Below are 17472 nucleotides of genomic sequence, written 5' to 3' on the forward strand. Positions count from 1 at the left end.
ACCCATGAAGAGGCACATCGCCTTCCTGAACATCCCCGCCGCCGGTCACGTCACGCCGACGCTGGGCGTGGTCGAGGAGCTGGTCAGGCGCGGCCACAGGGTCAGCTACCTGGCCGCCGACGGCTTCGCCGAGCGCATCGCCTCGACCGGCGCCGAGGTCATCCCCTACACCACGACCCTCGACCCGCGGACGATCGCGCCGACCGGCGCGGAGGACTGGCTGGCCCGCGTGCTGCTCGGCGCGGTCCGGGAGGCGGCCGCCACGGCGCCGTCGCTGGAGGCCCACTTCGGTGACGATCTGCCGGACTGCCTCGTCTACGACATCTCGATGCAGTTCCTCGGCCGTGTGATGGCGCGCAAGCTCGGCGTGCCGGGTATCCAGCTCTATCCGGTCCTGGCCTCCCACCAGTACTTCTCCGAGGCACAGGGCGCAGCCGAGGGGATGTTCGGCGACCTGACACGCGAACTGCGCGCGTTCGCCGACGCACACGGGCTGCAGGACGTCCCGCTGGACGAGCTGATGGAGGACGCGCCCTGCAACATCTCGTTCATGCCGCGCGAGTTCCAGTCCGACGCCGACTCCTTCCCCGAGGACCGGTACACGTTCGTCGGAATCCCGTTGCGGGACAGCGACCTCAAGGGCACCTGGCGGCCGTCCACCGACCACCCCGTGGTGCTGATCTCCCTGGGTACGACCTTCAACACCCAGCCCGAGTTCTTCGCGATGTGCGCCAAGGCGTTCGACGGGCTGCCGTGGCACGTGGTGATCGCCGCGGGCCCCGGTGTGGACCTGGAGGCGGTGGGCGAACTGCCCCCCAACGCGGAGATCCACGCCTGGCTGACCCTGCAGGCGGTGCTCGAGCACGCCGGCGCGTTCGTGTGCCACGGCGGCGCGGGCAACACCATGAACGCCCTGTACGCGGGGGTGCCCCTGGTGTCCGTACCGCACAACGGCGACTCGGAGATGATCGCCGCGCGGACCGGCGAGCTGGGTCTCGGCCGTGTCCTGGCCCCCGAGGACGTCACCGCCGAGACCATCCGCGAGGCCGTCCTGGCGGTCGCCGCCGACGAGACCGTGCAGGCGAACCTGCGCGCCATGCGCCGGCACATGCAGAAGGCCGGCGGCGCGCCGCGCGCGGCCGACACGATCCTCGGTCACCTCGACGCCGTGTCGAAGTGACCGGCCGACTCAACGGGAGAAACCCATGAACACGCACGACCTGACCACCGAGCTCGTCCCGGGCGACCTGTACCTGGAGATCCAGCAGTTCTACGCGGTGCAGCTCAAGATCCTCGACCGCGGTGACGGCGAGCAGTGGGCGCGCACCTTCACCCCGGACGGCGTCTTCCAGGCCGCCGACATGCCCGAGCCCCTGGTCGGCCGGGAGATACTCGTCAAGGCGATCGAGATGCAGACCGCCAAGCACGAGGGTCTCGTCCTGCGGCACTGGCTCGGGCAGCTGACCGTCGAGCAGATCGGCGAGGACACCTACCGCGCGCAGAGCTACGTCATGGTGTACGTGACCCCCGACCGCACGCTGCTGAGCGGCGAGGTGCACTTCCGCCACCACACCCTCTGTGACGACGAGCTGGTCCGCGTCGACGGGTCCTGGCTCGTGCGCAAGCGCTTCGTCGAGACCGACGGCGAATACAAGTAGGCCGGGCGCACCGCATGATCCCCCTCTTCAAAGTGGCGATGTCCGAGAAGGCGTCGGCGCTGGTCGGCAAGGTTCTGGACAGCGGCTACATCGGTCAGGGCGCGAAGGTCGACGAGTTCGAACGCGCTCTGGCCGACCGGCTGGACAACCCCCGGATCCTGACCGTCAACAGTGCCACGTCCGGGCTGCACCTGGCCCTGCACCTGGTCGCGACGGAGGCGGGTCGGGACGGCGAGGTCCTGGCCACCGCGCTGACCTGCACGGCGACCAACTGGCCGATCATGGCGAACGGGATGCGCATCCGGTGGGTGGACACCGACCCGGCGACCCTGAACCTGGACCTCGACGACCTGGCCAGGAAGATCACCCCCGCGACACGGGCGATCGTCCTGGTGCACTGGGGCGGCTACCCCGTCGACCTGGACCGACTGGCCCGCATCCTCGACCGGGCCGAACGCGTCCACGGTGTCCGGCCCCGGGTCATCGAGGACTGTGCCGACGCGTGGGGCGCCACCTACAAGGGCGTCCCGCTCGGCGGGCACGGCAACATCGCCGTCTACAGCTTCCAGGCGATCAAGCACCTCACGACCGGTGACGGCGGACTGATCGTGCTGCCCGACGACGAGCTGCTGGCCCGGGCCCGTCTGCTGCGCTGGTACGGCATCGACCGCGACGGTGGCGCGGCCCGGTTCAAGAACGACATCCCCGAGTACGGCTTCAAGTTCAACATGAACGACATCAACGCGGCCATCGGCCTGGCGAACCTCGGGATCGTCGACGACCTGGTCGCACGGCACCGCGAGAACGCGGCGTTCTACGACGCCGAACTGGCCGGGGTGGACGGTCTGGAGCTGACGGAGCGGGCCCCCGACCGCAATCCGTCGTTCTGGTACTACTCCATCAAAGTGGACAACCGCGACGCCTTCGTCCTGCGCATGAAAGAGGCCGGAATCGCCACGAGCGAGGTCCACGAGCGCAACGACGTCTACGGCGCCACCCGGGACTACCGGGCGGTCCTGCCCGGGCTCGACAGCGTCGCCGGGCGCCAGATCGCCCTGCCGGTCGGCTGGTGGGTGTCGGACGAGGACCGGGCGCACATCGTGCGGACCGTCAAGGCCGGCTGGTGACCCTCGCCGGACGGCACGCACACGAGGAGGCGGGGAGCCGATCGGCTCCCCGCCTCCTCGCTGTGGCCGGCGACGGCGGACGGTCTCAGGCGGTGTACCCGAACCGCTCCACGTAGGTGTTGGACACGCTGGTCGCGTTCGCGCGCAGGGCGGCGGCGTGGGCGGGAAAGTCCGGGTCCTGGACGGCCGTCCGCAGCGCCCGGGCATCGGTCCACCGGGCGATGTTGACGTACTTGTTCGGGTCGTCCACGTGCTGGTGCAGCGTGTACGTCAGCAGTCCGGGCTGTTTCCGGAAGAACTCCGCGGTGTCGCTGAACGCCTTCTCGAACGCCTCCGGCGCCCCGGTGAGCGTGAACTGGTTGACGAAGGTGATCGGGCCGTCCGGCTTGTCCTGTGTCATCGTGTGTCCTCCTCGGTCGCGCCTGCGCGCGGCGTCCTGTCGCGCAGCAGCTTCGGGGACGGTGCTCGGCGGGCTCTGGAATACGGCTGTAGTCAGTTGTTCGAACCGGTCTCCCGCAGGGGCTTCCACCAGCCCGGGTTGTCCCGGTACCAGGCGACGTTCTCCGCGAGGCCCTGTGCGAACGGGACCGTCGGCTCGTACCCCAACTCCTCGCGGATCTTGGTGTCGTCGAGGGCGTACCGCAGGTCATGGCCCTTGCGGTCGGTGACCCGGCGTACCAGGCCCGGCTCGGCGCCGATGAGCGTGAGCAGCCGGTCGGCCATCTGGCGGTTCGTGAGTGCGTTGCCGCTGCCGATGTTGTAGATCTCCCCGGGCCTGCCCTTGTCCAGCACGAGCTGGATGGCTCGGCAGTGGTCGTGGACGTGCAGCCATTCGCGGACGTTGCCACCGTCGCCGTACAGCGGAACGTCTTCCCCGTTCAGCAGACCGGTGATGAAGCGTGGGATCAGCTTCTCGACGTGCTGGTACGGGCCGTAGTTGTTGGAGCACCGGGTGATGCGGACGTCGAGGCCGTGGGTGCGTCCGTAGGACCGCGCGATCAGGTCCGCGCCCGCCTTCGACGCCGCGTAGGGGGAGTTGGGGGCCAGCGGCCACTCCTCCGTCCACGCCCCTTCGTCGATGGTCCCGTACACCTCGTCGGTGGACACGTGCACGACCCGCCGCACACCGGTGCGCACGCACGCTTCGAGGAGGGTCTGGGTGCCGAGCACATTGGTGCGGACGAAGTCCGCCGCCGCGTCGAGTGAGCGGTCCACGTGCGACTCGGCGGCGAAGTGCACCACCTCGTCGTGCCCGGGGAGCACCTCGAGCAGCAGCGGGAGGTCGCAGACGTCGCCGCGGACGAAGGTGAGCCGTGGGTGTCCTGCCGGCAGGTTGGCCAGGTTGCCCGCGTAGGTGAGCTTGTCGAGGACCGTGACCTCGGCACCGTCCCGGCCGGGGTAGCCGCCGGCGAGCAGGGTGCGTACGTAGTGCGAACCGATGAATCCCGCGCCGCCCGTCACCAGAACGCTCATCGGGCGGTCACCTCTTCCCGTACGTGGAACTGCGCCTTCATGGTCGGGTTACCTCCTCGTTCCGGTCCGGACGGCGCACAGCGTGTGGCGGCGGACTCGAACCCCTGTGCAGCAGAGGTGGAGCACGTGGGCCCCTGTGTTCTCGAGTACGACTCGAGGCCACAGGAGGATGCTGGACCCCGACCCCCAAGAAGGAGATCGGCATGATCACCCCCAAGATTCCAGCGAAGAGCCTGGAAGTCCGCCTCGCCAAGCATCTGGAGGGCCCGCTCACGCTGGACCACTTCGACGTCGTGGAGGCCGACCTTGCTGAGCCGGGCGACGGAGAGGTCGTCGTCCGCAACGACTTCATGCAGCTGACCGCGGTCATGCAGGATCTGATGACCCCCAGCCCTGATCTCCCGATGCCCCCCTACCAGGTCGGTCAGCGCCTGTGGGGCGGCGGCATCGGCACCGTCGTGCAGTCGAACAGCCCGGACCTCGCGGTCGGCGACCTCGTGCAGAACATGGACGGGTGGGCCGAGTACTCCGTCGGGCCCGCCGGCCAGTACTACAAGGCCGACCCCACCCTGTACCCGGCACCGGAGTACTACCTGACGCAGGGACCGACCGCCTACCACGGCATCGTGGACATCGCCGAGGTCGGCGAGTCGGACGTGGTCTACGTGTCCGGTGCGGCCGGCGGTGTCGGTTCGCTGGCCGGCCAGATCGCCAAGTGCCGGGGCGCGAAGCGGGTGATCGGCAGCGCCGGGAGCAAGGCCAAGGTCGAGTACCTGGTCAACGAGCTCGGCTACGACGCGGCCTTCGACTACCACGACGGCCCGGTGGTGGACCGCCTGCGGGAGCTGGCTCCCGACGGCATCAACGTCTTCTTCGACACGGTCGGCGGCGAGCAGTTCGAGGCCGCCGTCCAGGTCGCGGCCCAGGACGCCCGCTTCGCGCTGTGCGGCGCGCTGTCCGGGCAGGTCGGCGACAGCGAGGGCGCGTTCCCGCGCCTGGACATCATGACGGCGATCGTCCGCCAGATCGTCCTGCGGCCGTACGCCACGTACCACACGCCGGAGCAGATCTGGGCGTGGCACCAGCACTTCAGCCAGTGGCTCAAGGAAGGCAAGTTCGTCCTGCCGCAGACGACCATCAAGGGCGGGCTTTCCGAGGCCCCCGCCGGCCTGCTCAATCTGCTGGGCGGCAAGTACCAGGGCAATGTCGTGGTGAAGCTCTCCGAGAGCTGATGACGCGGCCTGCCCGGGGGGCCCGAACTCCCTCCGGGCAGGTTCCAGCTCCCCTCGAGGAAGCCGACCGAGCATGTCGTACATGACACTGGAAACGGGAGGGCTGCGCGACTTCTTCACGCAGCAGCCCGATTGGTCTCCGAGTACCTCGGACGACGGTCTTGAATTCGCCTTCCTCGAGGCCCCCCTCGACTACGCCGATCCGGCCGGTCCGCGCATCTCCCTCGCGATCAGCCGGCTCCGGGCGAGCGACCCCGGCCGGCGGCGGGGAACGCTCCTGTCCCTGAACGGCGGCCCGGGCGGGGACGGCGGCCTGGGGCGGCTCCTGCCGGCCCGGCTGGGCCGGACCCCCCTGCACGAGATCTACGACCTGGTCGGCTTCGACCCGCGCGGTACCGGCGCCTCCACCCGCATCGAGGGGGAGAACAGCCCGACGACCACCGCGTTCGACTCCCGCCCGCCGGACTCCGCGTTCGCCGCCATCACCGCCGACATGCGGGAGCGCGACCAGGGCTGTGTGCGGGCCGGCGGCGAACTGCGCCGCCACATCACCACCCGCAACAACGCCCGCGACATGGACCTGATCCGTGAGGTCCTCGGCGAACCGCGGATCAGCTTCGTCGGCTGGGCCTACGGCACCCTCCTCGGAGCCGTCTACGGCACCATGTTCGGCGACCGGCTGGACCGCAGTGTCCTGGATTCCTGTGTGCACCCGGACTGGGACTGGCGCCGGCAGTTCAAGTCGCAGGCCGACGCGGTGCGGGAGAACGTCGACAAGTGGGCGGACTGGACCGCCGAGCGGCACACACGCTTCGCCCTGGGCACCACCCCCGACCTGGTCCTGGAGAGCGTCGAGAAGACGGCCGCCGCGCTCGCCGCGATGTCGGGCAGCGCGGCGGCGCGCACCTCCTTCGACGGCGCGGTCGGCAATCTCAGCCCCGTCCGCCCCAAGTGGGCGGAACTGGCCGATCTGGTCTCGGAGTTGGGTGCTGCCGCCGAGGCGGGGGACACGGACCGGGTCCGGACCCTGCTCGGCGGCCAGGTCAAATGGCGGCCCGGACACGCGGCGGGGGAACTGCGGGAAGCCGTGCTCGAAGCGGTGACCTGCGAGACCCTGTGGCCGACGGATCTGGAGATCTACTACCGGGACATGCGGGACCTCCGGGAACGCTGCCCCTACGGATTCGGGGTGATGCGCGCCCAGCCGTGGGTGGGCACCTTCCGGACCGTGGTCCCCCCGGAGCCCGCCACCCGCGTCCGGCGTGCCGGTTACCCCACCGGTCTCATCGTCCAGGCGGACGGTGACCCCCTGGACCACCATCCCGGCGGTCTCGCGATGGCGGAGCGCCTGGGGCACCACCTGATCACCGTCGTCGACTCCGGCGGTCACGAGATCTACGGCCTGTCCGGCAACGAGCACGTGGACCGTCTCGTCAACGACTACCTCGTCAACGGGGTTCTGCCGCCCGAGCGCGTCACCTGCCCCGGTGAGCCCCGCCCTGACATCGCCCCTGACATCGTCCCCGACGGAACGAGGAACGCCCCTCATGGAAACTGAAGCGATGCAGCCCTCCGGGCTCGTGCACGCGGACCGGGTCCGCCCGGCCAGGCCGGGTCTGGTCCTGGCCGCCTGCTGTCTCAGCCAGCTCGTCGTCGTGCTCGACGGCTCGATCATGAACGTCGCCCTGCCGGCGGTCCAGCACGACCTGTCGTTCGACCAGAACAGCCTGCAGTGGGTGCTCAACGCGTTCATGATCCCGTTCGCCGGGCTGCTCCTCCTCGCCGGACGCATGGCCGACCTCTTCGGCCGCCGGCGGCTCTTCCTGACCGGGATCGCGCTGTTCACGGTGGCCAGCCTCCTGGGCGGGGTCGCGGTCAACTCGGGATGGCTGATCGCGGCCCGTGCCGCGCAGGGTGTCGGTGCCGCGATCATCGCCCCCGCCACCCTCTCCGTGCTGAGCACCGCGTTCGTCGAACCCAAGGAACGCGCCAAGGCGTTCGGGCTGTGGGGTGCGGCGGCGGGCAGCGGCGGCGCGATCGGCGTCCTCGCCGGTGGCGTCATCGTCGAATGGCTGTCCTGGCGTTGGGTGCTCCTGGTCAACATCCCCCTGGGCGCGATCCTCATGTACATGGTGGCCTCGGCGGTCGCCGAGTCACGTGACCCGGACGCCCGCCGCCGGCTGGACATCGCCGGCGCGCTGTCCGTGACCCTGGGACTCGCGGTCCTCGTCTACGGCATCGCCGAGGGCGAGCGGTACGGCTGGGGGGCACCCCGGATCGTGACGGCCCTGACCGCCGGTGCGGTGCTTCTCGCCTTCTTCCTGGTGGACCAGGCGAAGCTGGCCAAGCAGCCGATCATGCCACTGAGCATCTTCCGGAGCCGTTCGGTCAGCGTGGCGAACGCGGTGGCGTTCGTGTCCGGCGCGGCCATGCTCAGCACCTTCTACTTCATGACACTGCAGCTCCAGATCGTCCTGGGGTACAGCGCCCTGCACACCGGCGTCGCCTACCTGCCGGTCTCCCTGGCGACCTTCGTCGGTGCCGGCGGCTGCTCGGCCGTGGTGGCCAAGACCGGGCCCCGCCCGGTGCTCCTTGTCGGTCTGGCGCTGGCCGCGGCAGGCCTGCTGTGGCTGGGCCAGGCGGACGAGACGGCCACCTTCGCCGCCGACCTGCTGGGCCCGACCGTCGTCTTCGGCATCGGCCTCGGCCTGCTCATCACCGGCACGGCCAACGCGGCGACCGCGGAGGTGCCGGACAGCCAGCAGGGGCTCGCCTCCGGTCTGCTCAACACCAACCAGACGCTGGGCAGTGCCGTCGGCCTCGCGATCCTCGTGGCCGTCGCCAACTCCCACACCGCGAAGGCGATGAAGAGCGTGAACCCCGCGGATGCCGCGGCGCGCGCCCACGCCCTGTCCAGCGGCTACGAGCTGGCCTTCCTCGTCACCGCCGGGGTCCTGGCGGCGAGCGTGCTCATCGCGCTCGCGGCTCCGAAGGCCCGCAGGTGACGGTGGACCGTCGTAGGGAAAGGGCCGCGGGGCAGTGATGTCCCCGCGGCCCTTTCCCGTTCCCGCGTGCCGTCCGCGTACGTGGCTCCGGCGGCCTCACACGACGGCAGCCACCCGCACGTCGTGGGTCTCGGCGCCGTCGGCGGCGAAGGCGAGAAGCCGGGCGCCCTCCTCCTCCAGCTCCGCGCGCCGGGCCGCCGGCAGCGGTCTGAAGGGCTGCACCCGCAACGTGGCGGCCGAGCGCTCCTGTTCGATCCGCCAGACCCCGTGGACGAACCCGTCCACCAGGATGGTGCCGGGAATGACGGCGTTCTTCGTCGCGATCGCCCTGCGGTCCTCGTCACTGATGATCCGCGTGCGGTCGGCGTGCGAGAGGATCGCGTTGTCGTACGGGGCCAGGTAGCGCACGGGGGCCGGGGTGTCCGGATCCGGGCGGGGGGCGTCGGGCAGGTCGAACAGCTCCGCACCCGAGGAGTCCCGGAAGGTCACCAGACGGGGCCGGAGCCGCTCGGTCACCTCACGCAACCGGGTCAGGCCCGACCACGCCTGGATGTCCTTGACCGAGGCGGGGCCGAAGGCCGCGAGATAGCGCAGGACCTGGCGGTCGGGAGCGGACTCGGGCTCCAGCGGCGCACCCAGCCACCCCTGTGCGGTGGCGTAGGTGGTCTGCCCGCTCGCCCCCCAGATCCCCCGGGGCGGGACCTGGACCAGTGGCAGCAGCGCACGGACCGCGTTGACGAGGGTGGCGGCCGTGCGGTCGGGCCACCTCTCCTGGAGGAGCTTGCCGAGGTCCGCGGTGGTACGCGGCTCCTCCTCGACGAGTTCCCGTCCCGCGGCGGCGAGTTCACCGAGGTCGAGGTCGCCCAGCTCCTTGCCGAAGGTGGTGCGCAAGGAGCGCTCCATGAAGGGCTGCACCCAGGGACGGATCGCCAGGCAGTCGCGGGCGGTGACCAGATGCACGGTTCCCCGCATCAGGGCGATGCGGACCGCCTCCCGGCTGGTGAGCAGGGTGGCCAGCTCGTCCTGCCGGAAGTCCGTCAGCCGGGTCCACAGTCCGTAGTAGGGCGGTGTCGGGGCCTGCGCCTGCAGGCCCACGAGGTGCTCGATCGCCTCCGGCACGGACAGGGTCCCGCGGCGTAACAGCATCTGCCGGTCCAGGAAGGCCCGGTTCAGAGCTTCGCGGCTCAGTGTCCCGCCGGCTCTTGCGGTGGATCGTGTGGGCATGTGGCTCCTCAGCGCACGAGGCGGAAGAACGTGCGTAGTTCGTCCGCGAGAACGGCCGGCTTCTCCAGGGCCGGGAAGTGACCGCCACTGTCGAGGTCCCGCCAGTGGCGCAGGTCCGTGAAGCGCTCCCGCGCCCAGGCCCGGGGAAGCCAGGCGTCCTTGGGGAAGACGGAGCAACCGGTGGGCACCGAGGTGGGGTTCATGGGCTCCTTGCCGAAGCTCTCCCAGAACAGTCGGCCGGACGACGTGGCGGTCCGGGTCAGCCAGTACATCATCACCGTGTCGAGCAGACGGTCCCGGGACACGGCCTTCTCGAGGTCGCCGTCGTGGTCGGCCCAGCTCCAGAACCGGTCGACGACCCAGCCCAGTTGGCCGCTGGGGGAGTCGGTCAGCCCGTAGCCGATGGCCTGCGGCCGGGTGGACTGGATCACCGCGTATCCCGAGCGGCTCTCGCCGAAGCTCTTCATCCGGGCCATGGCCGCCTGGTCGCGTGCGTCGAGCTCCACCTCCTTCCGGGGGGCCTGCGCCAGCGGCATCGTCAGATGGATTCCGGCGAGGTGCTCGGGGTCGGTGCTGCCGAGGGCCGCGCTGATCCATGAGCCCCAGTCCCCGCCGTGGGCGCCGTAGCGGCTGTATCCGAGCCGGTCCATCAGGGCGGCCCAGGCCGACGCGGTCCGGCCCACGGACCAGCCGGTGCCGTCGGGCCTGTCGCTGAAGCCGTGGCCGGGCAGGGACGGGCAGACCACGTGGAAGGCGTCGGCCGGGTCCGGCGGGTCGATGAGCAGGTCGATGATGTCGAGGTACTCGACGACACTGCTGGGCCACCCGTGGGTGAGCAGCAGCGGCGTGGCGTCGGGGTGCGGCGAGCGCACGTGCAGAAAGTGCACCCCGAGGCCGTCGATCGTGGTCCGGTACTGGGGAAGGGAGTTCAGCCGCGCCTCGGTCGCCCGCCAGTCGTAGTGGTGCTGCCAGTACGAGCACAGCTCCTTCATGTAGGCGAGCGTGGGCCCCTGTGACCAGTCGTCGACCGTTTCGGCATCCGGCCAGCGGGTCTCCGCGAGGCGCCGGCGCAGATCACGCAGTTCGCTCTCCGGTACCTCGATCCGGAACGGTGTGACGTCCGCAGTCATACGAGAACCTCCTGGTCGAAGCGGAACGGTTGCACGGACTTCGAGGCTAGGGAAGCGCGCTACAGCAGGGGTCGAGCCCCGTCGCCCCCGCAGGGGACGATGCATTGGTTCTCTAGTAGCACTAGAGGTATTTCGGTCATTCTTCCCCGCATGAGGAAACTGCCGATAGCCGCTACGGCGGCCGCCATGAGTGCACTGATCGTCGCGCTGCCCGCGTCGGCGCAGGGCGAGGAAATCAGGGTCACCACTCCCGTGGGGAGCTGGGAATCCACAGTGACCCGACCGGGCGCCACGGACTACGTCCAGATGTTCTTCACCCGCAGTGGGAGGGCCTGCCTGATCAGCGACGGCGGCACGAGCGTGGGCACCTGGAGGCCGACCGGGCCGAACGCCTTCAACTACCGCATCAAGGAGCCCCTGTCCGACGGCCACGGCACACAGACCGGCTGGGTCTACATCAACCAGTACGCCACCCAGTCCGGCGACGACCAGTTCAACAGCTCCGGAGTCTCGACCATCTACGACCTGAGCGGCAACAAGCAAGGAGCCGTGACCGCCAAGGTCATAGCCGTCCGTGGGACCGCCACCCCGCCGGCGTACTGCAGCCGTTAACGCGCGGTTGTCGGCTGAGAAGTGCCTTTCGGCCGGGGTGACCAGACGCTCAGAGCGTCTCGTCACCCCGGCCGAAAGGCATTTTCCGTATCGGCGTTCTCCGCGTCAGGCGGGTGTGGACAGCCTGTCCGGACCCGGCACGTGTGCCGGTGCCGAGCCGTTCGGACGCGACCCGGCGACGAACGCCTTCAGGTCGAACCCGGGGGTGCGTGCCTCGGCGGGGGAGGGCCCCGTGCCCGTGGCGAGAAGCCGCCGCGCGATGCCGTGATCGGCCGGCCGGCCGACCGACTCGACGCCGATCAGCCGCCCCTGAAGGAAGCAGAGCACCGAGAAACGGGCCCCGTCGGGATCGCCGACGGTGACCGTCTCGTCGTGGCCCGCGGTCAGCCCGGCCATCTGCAGCCGCAGCTCGTACTGCTCGGACCAGAACCAGGGGACCGCGGTGTACGGCGCGCTCTCGCCGCAGATCTCGGCAGCCACGTACCGGGCCTGGTCGGACGCGTTCTGCACCGACTCGAGACGGATGTGACGCCCCGAGCGCGGGTCGGGGAAGCGGGCGCAGTCGCCGATCGCGTGGACGGCCCTGTCGCTCGTCCGCAGCCACCGGTCGACGATGACGCCGTCACCGACGAGGAGCCCCGCGTCGGCGGCGAGCCGGGTGTTCGGCAGGGCGCCGGCGCCCACGACCACCAGGTCGGCGGGCAGCCTGCGGCCGTCGCGCAGTTCCATGACCTCGACGTGGCCGTCGGCGCGGCCGTGCAGGGCGGCCACCTCCTGGCCGAGCAGGAGGCGTACCCCGCGCTCCCGGTGCCGTCCGGCGAGCCACGCCGACATCTGCGGGGTGAGCGCGCGGGCGAGGGGGCGTGACTGGACCTCGACCACCGTCACCTTGTGCCCCAGGGTGAGGGCGGTGGCGGCCAGTTCGAGCCCGACGAACCCGGCGCCGATCACACAGACGTGGCGCGGCGGCCCGTCGAGATGCCCCCGCAGCGTCTCGGCGTCGGCAAGGCTGCGCAGCGTGAGCACCCCGCTCAGGTCCGCACCGGGCAGGGGGAGGACCCGGGCCCTGGCGCCGGTGGCCAGGACCAGCCTGTCGTAGGCGAGGACGGTCCCCGACGCCAGCTCGACGCGCTGCCCGTCGAGGTCGAGGCGCTCCGCGCGGTCACCGGAAACGCAGGAGATGCCCTGCGCCTCGAAGAACGACTCGGGGCGCAGGGGCAGGTCCGCGTGTGCGGTGGTGCCGGTCAGGAAGCCCTTGGACAGAGGCGGCCGGTGGTAGGGCGGCACGGGCTCGTCGCCGACCAGGGTGACCGGTCCGCCGTACCCCTTGGCGCGCAGCGCGGCCGCCGTGTCGAGGCCGCCCTGACCCGCGCCGATGACGACGACTCCGCGGGCGGCCATCAGCTCTGCGCCTCGGGCAGATGCACCACGAGCCCGTCGAGGGCCTCGGTGACCGGCAGCTGGCAGCTCAGACGGCTCGAGTCCCGGCGCGGGCACGCCGTTCCGTACAGGACGTCGTCCTCGACGGAATCCATCGGCGGCAGGGGTACGGCGTTGTCGTCGTCCACATAGACGTGGCAGGTCCCGCACTGTGCGGAGCCGCCGCACTGGGCCTCGATGCCGTCGATGTTGTTCAGCTTCGCGACCCGCATGACCGTGTTGGGTGCCTGGGCGTCGACGACGGTGGTGGTGCCGTTCGGGTGCTTGTAGGTGATCTTGGCCATGGAGCTCTCCTCGTGGAATGTCGTACCGCCCCGCGGGGGGTACGGAATCCGGCCTCGCCCGCGTACGGAAGAGGACTGTGACCACTCCGTCTAGAGGAGCCCTTGAGCGGTCCTCAGGCAGCTCCGCGCGGCTCGACCGGGCTGCGATCACCGGTCGATCGCCGCGGCGCAGCGTGGCGGTATGACTGCTTCCACCGTGCAGGGCGCCGCGCCGCCCACCGCCGTCCCCCACCGGCTCGGTCTCGTCCTCGCCGTCTGCTGCCTGGGCCAGTTCATGAACGTCCTGGACGCCTCGGTGGTCAATGTGGCGCTGCCCGCCATCGCCGCCGACCTCCGCTTCGACCGGCACAACCTGCAGCTGGTCAACAACGCGTACACCGTCGTCGTCTGCGGCTTCCTGCTGCTCGGCGGCCGGCTCGCCGACCTGTTCGGGCAGCGCAGGATCCTGCTGGCCGGCGCCACTGTGTTCACCCTCGCCAGCGCCGTCGGAGGCGCGGCGGACAGCCCGGCGACACTGATCACGGCCCGGGCCTTCCAGGGTCTGGGCGCCGCCGTCATGGCGCCCACGACGCTGACCGTGCTCAGCACCACGTTCACCGGGGCCGAGGCGCGTGCCAAGGCGTTCGGCTGGTGGAGCGGGGTGTCGGGGGCGGCGGGCGCGATCGGGGTGCTGGCCGGCGGGGTCATCACCGAGTGGCTGTCCTGGCGCTGGATCCTCCTGGTCAACGTGCCCATCGGCATCGTCCTGCTGGCAACCGCGGCCTCGGTGGTGCCCTCGGGACCGGCCCGCCGCGGACCGCGCCCCGGCCTCGACGTGCCCGGTGCGCTCACCGTCACCCTCGGCCTGATGGCGGTGGTCTGGGCCGTCGCCGAGACGCACGCACACGGCTGGGGCTCCGTCCCGGTCCTGGTGCCGTTCGGCGGGGGCACGGTGCTGCTCGCCCTGTTCCTGCTCATCCAGACGCGGTTCGCACGCCATCCGCTGGTGCCCCTCGGCATCTTCCGCGTCCGTGCGGTCGCCGCCGCCAACCTGGTCGCCTTCTTCGGTATCGCGGCGCTCTTCAGCACCTTCTACTTCTTCACGCTCCTGCTGCAGCAAGTGCTCGGCTACAGCCCGGTGCGCACCGGGCTGAGCTATCTGCCGCTGACGGCGGGCATCGCGCTCGGCGGCTGGGGGGTGTCCTCGCTGATCCCGCGCACCGGTGCGCGTCCCGTGCTGCTCACGGGCCTGGCGACGTCCTGCCTCGGCCTGCTGTGGCTGGCGCGCATCGACGCGGGCGCCGGCTTCGTCACCGATGTGCTGGGCCCCGTCGTCCTGCTCGGCTTCGGCATGGGCGCGGTGCTCAACGCGACGACCAACGCGGCCACCGCCGACCTGCCCGCCCATCAGGCAGGGCTCGCCTCCGGGCTGCTCAACACCACCCGCCAGCTGGGCAGCGCGCTGGGCCTGGTGACCCTCGCGGCCCTCTCCGCGCACCGCGTCGACCGGGCGTCCGGGCAGGGCGCGGCGGCCTCCGCCCACGCACTCGCCTCCGGTTACGGCCTCGCGCTGTACGGAGCCGCCGCGTTCGCCGCCGCCGGCCTGCTCGCCGCGCTCGCGGTGCCGGGGCGGCGCTCCCGTACCGCCGGGACACCGGCCTCGTGAGGAGGGGCGCGGACAGCACGGAGGGGCCCCGGTACCGATCGGTACCGGGGCCCCTCCGCATCACCGGGGCCGCGCCGGGTTCCGCCTCTGTCCCGCCGTGGGGGGGCGTCACCAGACGACCGGCAGCTCCCACAGTCCGTAGATCACGGCGCCCTCCTTGCGCGGGATCTCCAGGAACGGCTTGGCCAGCCGGAGGGTGGGAATCCGCTGGAACAGCTTGCTCCACACGATCTGCAGTTCCAGCCGGGCGAGGTCCGCGCCGATGCAGTGGTGCACCCCGTGCCCGAATCCCAGGTGCTTGCGGCTGCCGCGGGTGATGTCGAGCTTCTGCGGCTCGGGGAAGACCTCGGGGTCGCGGTTGGCGGCGAGCCCCAGGCACAGGATGCCGTCCCCCTTGCGGATGACCTGGCCGCCGATCTCGATGTCCTCGAGGGCGACGCGCGGCACGGCCGTGTCACCGATGGTGGCGTAGCGCACCAGCTCCTCGACGGCCGACTTCACCAACGACGGGTCGTCGAGCAGGAGTTGCAGCTGGTCCGGGTGCTCCAGGAGGGCGGCGGTGCCCAGCGAGATCTGGCTGGCGGTGGTCTCGTGGCCGCCGTTCATCAGCAGCCGCACCATGTTGAAGAGATCCCGGTCGGTGTACTCCTCGCCGGACTCCTCGTAGTCGGCCATCGCCCGGCTGAGCAGGTCCTCGCCCGGCTCGCGCCGCTTGAGCTGGATCAACTCCTCGACGTAGGCGTTGACCTCGACGATCGCCGCCTGCCGCTCCTCGGTGGAGCTGTGCCCGCCGAGCAGCGCCGTACCGTGCTTGATGAAGAAGTCGTGCTGGTCCTGGGGGATGCCGAGCAGCTCGCAGATCACCGTCATCGGAACGGCGAGGGAGAACACCCGGTGGAAGTCGGCCGGCGGCTCCAGCGCCAGGAGCTTGTCGAGGTGCTCGTCGACGATCTCCTCGACCCGCGGCCGAAGCCGCTGCACCTGCCGGTTGGTGAACGTCAGCGCCGCCTTGCGCCGGGTGGAGCTGTGCTCCTTGCCGTCGTAGCCGATGAAGGACGTCTCGGTGCGGTACTCGGGCGGGGCGACGAAATAGAACGGGAAGTTGTCGTGCCTGCGCGAGGCACTCACCCGCGGATCGGTGAGCAGCTCACGGATGGTCTGATAGCCGGTGATCGTCCATATGCGCAGACCCGACCCGGTCAGGGTGACCTGGGACACGTCCTTGTCCACCATCTCCGCGTACTCGGTGGGCGGTGTGAAGGGGCAGGTGCGCGCGTAAGGGAAGGTCTGTTCCTCGGCCGGTGCGTCCGCCTCGGTGGCGCTGGTGGTCACAGTGGTTCCTCTCGCCGTGGGTGAATGCGTACGGAAAGTGCCTTCTGGCCGGGTCCGAGGGGCCAGTAGACCGGGACCTTCTTGGGCCGTGGTCGAGTCCGCGCAGAGCTGTGCGCCCTGGGTCCGCGGAGCCACCGGCGCCCCACGACCCGCCCTCCACCGGCGCCCAAGGAGCTCCCCGCAGCGTTCCGGCTCCGACGGAGGAGGAGCCGCAGATGGCGACAGGTACAGGACCACTGCACGGCCTGCGGGTCGTGGAGCTGGCGGCGATCGGGCCCGCACCGTTCGCCTGCATGATCTTCGCCGACCTGGGGGCCGACGTGGTGCGGATCGACCGGGCCGACGGCGCCCGGTCGTTCGCCGACTGGCACGGCGAACTGGACCGGGGGCGCCGCACGATGGAGCTGGACCTCAAGGACCCCGGTGACGTGGACTGGCTGCTGCGCCAGGTCGAGCAGTCGGACGTCCTGGTGGAGGGGTTCCGGCCGGGCGTGGCCGAGCGCCTGGGCATCGGCCCCGACGTCTGCCTCGGACGCAATCCCCGCCTGGTCTACGGCCGGATGACCGGCTGGGGCCAGCACGGGCCGCTCGCCACCACCCCCGGGCACGACATCAACTACCTCGCCCTGACCGGGGCGTTGCACGCCATCGGCGAGGCGGGCGGACCACCGGTGCCACCGGTGAACCTGCTCGGCGACTTCGCGGGCGGCGCGATGTTCCTGGTCGCCGGGGTGCTGGCCGCCCTGTACGAGCGGGGGACCTCGGGCCGCGGACAGATCGTGGACGCGGCGATCGTGGACGGTGCCGGCGCGATGCTCGGGATGCTGACCGCGATGGCCCGGGCCGGGCAGTGGCGGCACGAGCGTGGGGTCAACCTGCTGGACGGCGGGGCGCCCTTCTACTCGTGTTACGCGTGCGCGGACGGCAGGTACGTCGCCGTGGGCGCGCTGGAGGACCGGTTCTACCAGGCGCTGCTGCGTGGCCTGGAGCTCGACCCCGAACGACTGCCGGACCGCGGCGACCCCGTCAACTGGCCCTCCCTGCGCCGGGTCCTCGCCCGCCGCTTCCTCACCCGCGACCGGGACGACTGGGCCCGCGACTTCGAGGGGACGGAGGCGTGCGTGACACCGGTCCTCGATGTCGAGGAAGCCGCGGCACACCCCCATCACCGGGCGCGGGGAAGCGGTCCCAGCGCACCGGCCCCGCGCTTCGGCAAGGTGCAGGCGGACCTCCGCTGACCGTGGCCGCCCCGCGAACCGGGCGGGACGCGGTTCCGCCGTCGCCCCGCCCGGCCACCCGCCGCCGTGCGC

General features: G+C 71.0%; 16 protein-coding genes. 9 read left to right on the forward strand and 7 right to left on the reverse strand.

All coding sequences use genetic code 11. The annotated features are described in order from the left end of the window. The first annotated feature begins 4 nt into the window (after positions 1–4). From ACWC94_RS01730 to ACWC94_RS01740, 3 genes are read left to right on the forward strand one after another with little or no spacing between them, the layout of a single operon-like run. Positions 5–1180 carry a macrolide family glycosyltransferase gene (locus ACWC94_RS01730; protein WP_450794348.1) on the forward strand — a complete coding sequence of 392 codons (1176 nt, stop codon included), beginning with the start codon at positions 5–7 and terminating at the stop codon, positions 1178–1180. A 25-nt stretch (positions 1181–1205) separates the two neighbouring features. After that, positions 1206–1658, forward strand: coding sequence for a nuclear transport factor 2 family protein (locus tag ACWC94_RS01735; RefSeq protein ID WP_450794349.1), 453 nt, complete (start codon positions 1206–1208; stop codon positions 1656–1658). Positions 1659–1696: 38 nt separating this feature from the next. Further along, positions 1697–2785 (forward strand): DegT/DnrJ/EryC1/StrS family aminotransferase, encoded by a 1089-nt coding sequence (locus ACWC94_RS01740; protein ID WP_450794350.1) that lies wholly within the window; start codon positions 1697–1699, stop codon positions 2783–2785. Between the two features lie 85 nt (positions 2786–2870). Here ACWC94_RS01740 and ACWC94_RS01745 read toward each other — a convergent pair whose 3' ends face one another. Further along, positions 2871–3185 carry an antibiotic biosynthesis monooxygenase family protein gene (locus tag ACWC94_RS01745; protein WP_450794351.1) on the reverse strand — a complete coding sequence of 105 codons (315 nt, stop codon included), beginning with the start codon at positions 3183–3185 and terminating at the stop codon, positions 2871–2873. A 92-nt stretch (positions 3186–3277) separates the two neighbouring features. Continuing rightward, positions 3278–4258 carry a dTDP-glucose 4,6-dehydratase gene (rfbB, locus tag ACWC94_RS01750; protein WP_450794352.1) on the reverse strand — a complete coding sequence of 327 codons (981 nt, stop codon included), beginning with the start codon at positions 4256–4258 and terminating at the stop codon, positions 3278–3280. 203 nt (positions 4259–4461) lie between these two features. Here rfbB and ACWC94_RS01755 point away from each other — a divergent pair, with 203 nt between their 5' ends. The 3 genes from ACWC94_RS01755 (at position 4462) to ACWC94_RS01765 (ending at position 8495) form a co-directional block, all read left to right on the forward strand. Beyond that, the gene (locus tag ACWC94_RS01755) at positions 4462–5490 is read left to right on the forward strand and encodes a zinc-binding dehydrogenase (RefSeq protein ID WP_450794353.1); all 1029 of its coding nucleotides are present in this window, start codon (positions 4462–4464) and stop codon (positions 5488–5490) included. Positions 5491–5572: 82 nt separating this feature from the next. Then, positions 5573–7048, forward strand: a complete 1476-nt coding sequence (locus ACWC94_RS01760) for an alpha/beta fold hydrolase (RefSeq protein ID WP_450794354.1) — start codon at positions 5573–5575, stop codon at positions 7046–7048. Next, a complete protein-coding gene (locus tag ACWC94_RS01765; RefSeq protein WP_450794355.1) occupies positions 7038–8495 on the forward strand; it encodes an MFS transporter in 1458 nt (485 codons plus the stop codon). The genes ACWC94_RS01760 and ACWC94_RS01765 overlap by 11 nt, the downstream gene beginning before the upstream one ends. Before the next feature lie 96 nt (positions 8496–8591). Here ACWC94_RS01765 and ACWC94_RS01770 read toward each other — a convergent pair whose 3' ends face one another. Next, entirely contained in the window at positions 8592–9719 is a 1128-nt protein-coding gene (locus tag ACWC94_RS01770; RefSeq protein WP_450794356.1) for a winged helix DNA-binding domain-containing protein, read from the reverse strand. Between the two features lie 8 nt (positions 9720–9727). Continuing rightward, positions 9728–10849, reverse strand: a complete 1122-nt coding sequence (locus ACWC94_RS01775; protein WP_450794357.1) for an epoxide hydrolase family protein — start codon at positions 10847–10849, stop codon at positions 9728–9730. Positions 10850–11035: 186 nt separating this feature from the next. Here ACWC94_RS01775 and ACWC94_RS01780 point away from each other — a divergent pair, with 186 nt between their 5' ends. Next, the gene (locus tag ACWC94_RS01780) at positions 11036–11461 is read left to right on the forward strand and encodes a hypothetical protein (protein WP_450794358.1); all 426 of its coding nucleotides are present in this window, start codon (positions 11036–11038) and stop codon (positions 11459–11461) included. Positions 11462–11566: 105 nt separating this feature from the next. On the opposite strand, the gene ACWC94_RS01785 is transcribed toward ACWC94_RS01780, so the two are convergent. Together ACWC94_RS01785 and ACWC94_RS01790 are read right to left on the reverse strand one after the other, a co-directional pair. Next, complete coding sequence (locus ACWC94_RS01785; protein WP_450794359.1) at positions 11567–12862, reverse strand: NAD(P)/FAD-dependent oxidoreductase; 1296 nt, start codon at positions 12860–12862, stop codon at positions 11567–11569. Next, positions 12862–13185, reverse strand: coding sequence for a 2Fe-2S iron-sulfur cluster-binding protein (locus ACWC94_RS01790; protein ID WP_450794360.1), 324 nt, complete (start codon positions 13183–13185; stop codon positions 12862–12864). Before ACWC94_RS01790 ends, ACWC94_RS01785 begins: the two co-directional genes overlap by 1 nt. A 181-nt stretch (positions 13186–13366) precedes the next feature. Between ACWC94_RS01790 and ACWC94_RS01795 the strand changes: the two genes are divergently transcribed. Continuing rightward, positions 13367–14830, forward strand: coding sequence for an MFS transporter (locus ACWC94_RS01795; protein WP_450794361.1), 1464 nt, complete (start codon positions 13367–13369; stop codon positions 14828–14830). Between the two features lie 108 nt (positions 14831–14938). Here ACWC94_RS01795 and ACWC94_RS01800 read toward each other — a convergent pair whose 3' ends face one another. Then, complete coding sequence (locus ACWC94_RS01800; protein WP_450794362.1) at positions 14939–16162, reverse strand: cytochrome P450; 1224 nt, start codon at positions 16160–16162, stop codon at positions 14939–14941. Positions 16163–16377: 215 nt separating this feature from the next. Here ACWC94_RS01800 and ACWC94_RS01805 point away from each other — a divergent pair, with 215 nt between their 5' ends. Beyond that, complete coding sequence (locus ACWC94_RS01805) at positions 16378–17400, forward strand: CaiB/BaiF CoA transferase family protein (protein WP_450794363.1); 1023 nt, start codon at positions 16378–16380, stop codon at positions 17398–17400. The last annotated feature ends 72 nt before the right edge of the window (positions 17401–17472 follow it).

This window comes from Streptomyces sp. NPDC001135 (assembly GCF_053598395.1).